Raw genomic sequence first — 5,774 nt, 5'->3', positions numbered from 1 at the left:
AAACAAAAACCACCGGTCGATTACGCTGATAAAAGCGACAGGATACCTACCATTCCAAAGGAGGAAATGACAATGAAAAAAATAGTGATCGGTTCTGACATGAGTGGCTTTACGCTCAAGGAGGCTGTGAAAAAGCATCTGGAAGGGCTTGGCTTTGAGGTAACAGACGTGGGCACGCTCAGTCCGGATCAACCGGTGGAGTATTATGAAGTCGGCAGCAATTTAGGACAGGCGGTTTCCAGCGGACAGTTTGATCGCGGCGTCGTGATTTGCGGCACGGGCATGGGTGTGAGCCTCATTGCCAACAAATATCCGGGCGTATACTGCGGGCTATGCGAATCTGTATATGCAGTCGACCGCGCGCGTACGTTCAACAATATCAACGTACTTGGCCTGGGCGGGTTCTTTGCCGCACCCGAGCTTGGATGCAAGATGGTGGATACCTTCTTAGAAACCGAATGGAAGCAGGGCGAGGACGCGGGAACAGCCGCGGTGCTCGAGGCCGCATACAAGTACATGCAGGAGCTGGAAAAGAAATAAGCGGAATATGAAATAAAAAACAGGCTGCATATCAGGCAGCCTGTTTTTTGTATCATATGATTTTTCAGGGATTGACGATGTTGACAGGATTTTCTGCAAGGAACTGCTTTAAGTTGTCCACCGCGATATCCATCAGGCGCTGGCGGCTTTCCTTGGGCGCCCAGCTGATGTGCGGGGTGATCAGGCAATTTTTCGCACCCAGCAAGGGGTTGTCTGCACGGATGGGCTCTGTCGATACAACGTCGAGTCCTGCCGCATAGACCTTGCCGCTGTTGAGGGCGTCGGTCAAATCCTGTTCTACGATCAGCGGGCCGCGGCTGTTGTTGAGGATGATCACACCGTCCTTCATTTTAGCGATCGTGTTTTTGTTGATGATGCCGTCTGTCTCAGGGAACAGGGGGCAGTGCAGCGCGATTACGTCGGATTTTTTTAATAAGGTATCCAGATCGACATATTCGCCGATGGCTTTGGCTGCTTCGTTCTGGTAGCTGTCGTAAGCGATGACCTTCATACCGAGCGCCTTGGCGATGCGTCCGGTCGCCTGACCGATGCGCCCAAAGCCGATGATGCCCATCGTCTTGCCGGCAAGCTCACTGAGGGGATAATCCCAGAAGCACCAGTCGTCGTTGTTTGTCCATCGCCCCTCGTGGACTGCCTGGTCGTGATGGCCGATGTGGTGGCAGATCTCCAGCAGCATGGCAATGGCGAACTGGCCGACTGCGTCTGTGCCGTAGGTCGGAATGTTGGAAACGATGATGCCCTTTTCTTTGGCAGCATCCACATCGACCACGTTGTAGCCGGTTGCAAGCACACCGATGAAGCGTACGTTTTCACAGGCGTTAAGCGTTTCGCGCGAGATCGGCGTTTTGTTGGTATAAACGGCGTCTGCGTCGCCAATACGCTCGATGATTTTGTCTGCGGGCGTACGGTCATATACGGCAAGCTCGCCAAGAGCGCCGAGAGCGTCCCAGCTCAGGTCGCCCGGGTTTTCGGTATATCCGTCAAGTACTACGATTTTTGTCATCAGGTTTGCTCCCTTCTCAGTCTTCCAAAAGCGCCCATGCGCGGTTGATCACGCGCTTGGTGTTCGCCAGGATCAGGTCTTCGTCTTCATCCTTCCACGGCTTTACCTCAAACGAGAGGACATAAGGCGCTTGCGCATTGAAGAAGCCTTCTTCTTTTAATACGCGGAAGAAATCCAGCAGCTCGGGCACGTCGTTTGCGCTGTTGGGATAACCAAAGCGCGGATGCTGGTCGCCGTAGGCTTCGCAGCCTTGCACTACAACGGCGTTGCCGATGTGGAAATGTGTGATGTACGGACGCAGCGTACGTACGACGAACTGGCTTGTCTCGTAGGTGGTCGGAAAGTGGCTCAAATCCACCATCAGGCCAAAATTGTTGTGTGTGGTGCGCATATCAGCCGCGAACTGCGCCGCATAAGGCGCAGGGCCGATGAGCGCTGCTTTGTCCATATCGAAATCGAATACTTCGAGCTCTACGATCATGCCTTTTTTGGCCGCGTAATCGCATACCGCGCGCGTGGTCTTTAAAAGCTGCGCATAGGCCTGGTCCTTGGTTGCTTCCTCCCATTTGCCCGCCAGAAAAGCGATGCCCTTTGCGCCAAGGTATTCCGCTTCATCTACAGCTTCGATCAGCGTGGCCTCGGCAGCCTTGCGCCCCGCCTCGTCAATATCGTTGGGGTTGAGCTTAGGGCCCAAAAGCCTTGGTTGCGCACCGTAGCAGACCTTAAGATGCGACTGTTCCAAGATATCCTTTGCCTGCGCACGCGTCGCGTCGTCTGCAAATTTGCACACCTCCAGCGCATCGAAAAAGTCGTCTTTCGCAATCGTGCGGATAGATTCCAGCACATCGCGTTTCGGATGGCTCATCCACTGGATGGTACCGACCTGAAAATATTTATGGATCGAGTCTCTCATGATTTTTCTCCTTTGCTTCTATGTATTATTTTAAATTATTCTACGGGAAGTAAGAATATTTTTCCGCCTGCTTTTTTCTCAAACAGGTCAAAGGCTTCCTCCCACTGCGTAATGGGAAGTTTATGGGTGACGAGCGGCTCTAGATTCACGCGGTGCTCGCCAAGCAGCTTAAGCGCCATACGCCAGCTTGCGTTGCGCGAGCCCATAGAACCGGAAAAGTGCATTTCCTTATAATTGATCGCTTCAATGTCGAATTCGATTTTTTTGCCAGTCAGACCGATCTGTGTGAAATAACCGCGCTTCTTTACAAGACGCAGCGCAGTATTGATCGCAGGCGCTGCGCCCGAGCATTCCAGCACAACATCCACGCCGTAATTGTCCGTCACGCGCAGGATGAGTGCCTCAAGGTCGTCCTTTTGCACGTTGACCGTATAGTCTGCGCCCAGTTGCTTTGCGAGGGCAAGCCGTTCTTCGTCGATATCGGTACCGGAAACGATGACCGTTGCGCCATAAGCCTTTGCGACCTGCGCTGCCATCATACCGATAGAGCCGGGGCCGGAAACAAGAACAACGTCGCCCGGATTGATCACGGTAAGATCGCCCACGGCGTGCGTCACACACGCGAGCGGCTCGGTCATGGCCGCGGCGGTAAAGCTCACGCCTTCGGGGATGTGGTGCACGCGGTCTGCGGGAACAACAGTATATTGGGTGAAGATGCCGTTGTACCAGTAGCCGAGCGTCCTGCGCCCGATACAAAGATTATACCAGCCTTCGCGGCAAAAATCGCACTTACCGCAATAATCGTAGGCAGTCTCCGAAACGACGGGGTCGCCGACCGCATAGCCGGTCACGCCCTCGCCCACCTCGTCAACAACGCCGGAAAATTCATGTCCGGTGATGACGGGCGGGTTCACGGGGATCGCGATATCGCTGTGGTAGATATGCAGGTCGGAACCGCATATACCGGCCTCCATGATCTTGATCTTGACCTGTCCCGGAGCGGCGTGAGGGACAGGCATATCCCGAATTTCCATATTACCCGGGCCGGGCGCGTATTTTACAAGAGCTTTCATTTTATTGCTGTTTTCCATTGATTCAAGCCTCCTTTTCAGATAGGATTTCTTATTTATTGGTGGATCGCCATGCCGTCCGCGTCAAGGATGCTCTCGTGTATCATTTCGCTGACGCTGGGATGTGCAAAAATAACATCTTCCATATCACTGGTCGCGGCTTCGAACTGCACAAGCGCAGCCATGCCGGAGATCATTTCCGTCACCATAGGGCCGGCAAGGTGTATGCCGCGGATCACGCCCGTGCCTTTATCGGCGATGATCTTGGAAAAACCGTCGCTGCGCTCTATCATGGCGCGGCCGTTGCCCGAGGCGGAAAAACGGCCGACCTTGAGCGCTCCTTGTTTTTCTGCGTCGCCCTCGCTAAGGCCGACGGACGCAAGCTCTGGCGAGGTGTATATGCACTGGGGCACGGCAGCATAGTCTATTTGCTGCACATGGCCGAGGATATTATTGACCGCGATGATCCCTTGGTGCGAAGCGACGTGCGCGAGCTGGATATTGCCCGTGATATCTCCAATGGCATAGATAGTCGGGACGTTGGTGCGCATATGGGTGTCGGTAGAGATATATCCCTTGGACGTTATTGCCACGCCTGCCTTTTCAAGAGCCAAATCAGCGCTGTTTGGCCTGCGTCCCGCCGCAAGCAAAACTTTTTCCGCTGTGAGGTTTTGCTTTTTTCGGTCGGGCGAAGTATAGGCAATCTTAACGCCGCCCGCGTCCGGCGTTATCGCCTCAATCGCGTGATCCAGGAAAATATCCACACCGTCGCTTTTCATCGTCTTTTCAAGAAGGGCGGATTGTTCCTCGTCCATATTCGCAATCAGGCGGGGAAGCATTTCTATCACAGAGACCTTACAGCCCATGCGTGCAAGAGCCTGTGCGATCTCGCAACCGATCACGCCGCCGCCAACGATGGCGAGGGATTTGGGCAGCGTGGTGAGCTTCATGATATGGTCGCTGTTCAATATACTGTTTCCGTCTGCCTTTGCAAAGGGGAGGTCGGAAGGAGCGGAACCTGTGGCGATAATAAAATGATCTGCCCTGATTTCCTGTCCGCCGGCGCTTACGCGGTGCGCGTCCAGAAATTTGGCTTCGCCAGTAATCACGCGCACATTGTTTTTCTTTAAAAGATAACCAACGCCTCCTGTAAGCTTTGTAACGATATTGTCTTTATTTGACATGACCGCGGCAAAATTTACGGAAACGCCGTCAGCCTCGATGCCGATTTCTTTTCCGTTCCTGACTTCATGCAGCAGGTTTGCCGAATGCAGAATGGCCTTCGTGGGAATACACCCACGATTGAGACATGTACCGCCCAGCTTATCCTTTTCGATCAGTGTAACCTTAGCGCCCGATCTGGCAGCATGGATCGCCGCCACGTATCCGCCGGGGCCTCCTCCTAAAATAACGATTTCCATTTGGATGCAGTTGCCTCCTTATAATATGAGTCTATAAATCAATGATTCCAAAGATATTGATAAGTGGGGGTATTGGTGTTAAAATCTACTCAAATAAATGTATAAACTTACTATAATCTATGATACAAAATATTTCAATATAAAAAACAAAAAAATATTTATTTTTTCAAAAACGTATTTTTCAAAAAATTTGGAAGCACTGATATAAAAAGCCTATAATAGCCTATATTAAGCTTTTTTGGCAAAAAATATCAAAAAATATCTTGACACATTTCCTGAAAAAACCTATAATAAATTTAAGTAAATTTTATAAAGATTAGCTTAAATAATATACCCCCGACAAATCGTTGCGATATAAATATTACCCAATCAAATATCATAAATAATAGTAAGGAGTTACGATCATGCCAAAATCACTTGTTGTGGATCCAAAGGCAGTGCGCACGCCGGGTACGCTTACGTTTGCGGATATCCCGCTCAATGTATACCAAAAAACACTGAAGGACGTAAAAAAACAATTTCCGGAGGAAGATTTAAAGCATATCTTTGAAGATATGAGGCTGATCCGTGAGTTTGAAACGATGCTCGAGGGTATCCGTACAGTCAAGACATATAACGGAATCGAATACTCTTATACCGGCCCTGCGCATTGCTCGCACGGGCAGGAAGCGTTTGCTGTGGGCGAGGCGTATGTGCTCGATACGAACGATTATTCGCTGGGCACGCACCGTGCGCATGCAGAGGTTCTGGCACGGGCAATGTCCGCGATCCGCGAGCTTCCGGAAGACGAGCTCTACAAGATCATG

General features: G+C 51.4%; 5 protein-coding genes and 1 pseudogene. 2 read left to right on the top strand and 4 right to left on the bottom strand.

Annotated features, from left to right (window positions below):
* Positions 1-540, top strand: a 540-nt coding sequence (locus VB081_RS13975; RefSeq protein WP_323401389.1) for an RpiB/LacA/LacB family sugar-phosphate isomerase, incomplete at its 5' end; no start/stop codon positions are given.
* Between the two features lie 64 nt (positions 541-604).
* On the opposite strand, the gene VB081_RS13970 is transcribed toward VB081_RS13975, so the two are convergent.
* The 4 genes from VB081_RS13970 to lpdA are packed head-to-tail and all read right to left on the bottom strand — an operon-like array spanning position 605 to position 4,968.
* On the bottom strand, positions 605-1,564 hold the full coding sequence (locus VB081_RS13970; RefSeq protein WP_323401388.1) for a D-2-hydroxyacid dehydrogenase: 960 nt from the start codon (positions 1,562-1,564) through the stop codon (positions 605-607).
* A 16-nt stretch (positions 1,565-1,580) separates the two neighbouring features.
* Entirely contained in the window at positions 1,581-2,477 is an 897-nt protein-coding gene (locus VB081_RS13965) for a sugar phosphate isomerase/epimerase family protein (RefSeq protein ID WP_323401387.1), read from the bottom strand.
* A 35-nt stretch (positions 2,478-2,512) separates the two neighbouring features.
* A complete protein-coding gene (locus VB081_RS13960) occupies positions 2,513-3,568 on the bottom strand; it encodes a zinc-dependent alcohol dehydrogenase (protein WP_323401386.1) in 1,056 nt (351 codons plus the stop codon).
* 35 nt (positions 3,569-3,603) lie between these two features.
* A complete protein-coding gene (lpdA, locus tag VB081_RS13955; RefSeq protein WP_323401385.1) occupies positions 3,604-4,968 on the bottom strand; it encodes a dihydrolipoyl dehydrogenase in 1,365 nt (454 codons plus the stop codon).
* Between the two features lie 404 nt (positions 4,969-5,372).
* On the opposite strand from lpdA, the pseudogene VB081_RS13950 reads away from it, so the two are divergent.
* Positions 5,373-5,774, top strand: a pseudogene (locus tag VB081_RS13950) (dehydrogenase); the annotation flags it as partial.

Origin of the sequence: Christensenella sp., assembly GCF_034927525.1 — a bacterium.
Lineage (GTDB): Bacteria > Bacillota > Clostridia > Christensenellales > Christensenellaceae > Christensenella.
The sequence above is the reverse complement of the archived record's forward strand: the minus strand, read 5'-3'. Positions and strand labels throughout refer to the sequence as shown.

Excerpts from the sequence above, each read along its gene's own strand:
- lpdA (WP_323401385.1), bottom strand. The coding sequence starts at position 4,968 with ATGGAAATCGTTATTTTAGGAGGAGGCCCCGGCGGATACGTGGCGGCG.
- VB081_RS13970 (WP_323401388.1), bottom strand. The coding sequence starts at position 1,564 with ATGACAAAAATCGTAGTACTTGACGGATATACCGAAAACCCGGGCGAC.
- VB081_RS13965 (WP_323401387.1), bottom strand. The coding sequence starts at position 2,477 with ATGAGAGACTCGATCCATAAATATTTTCAGGTCGGTACCATCCAGTGG.
- VB081_RS13960 (WP_323401386.1), bottom strand. The coding sequence starts at position 3,568 with ATGGAAAACAGCAATAAAATGAAAGCTCTTGTAAAATACGCGCCCGGC.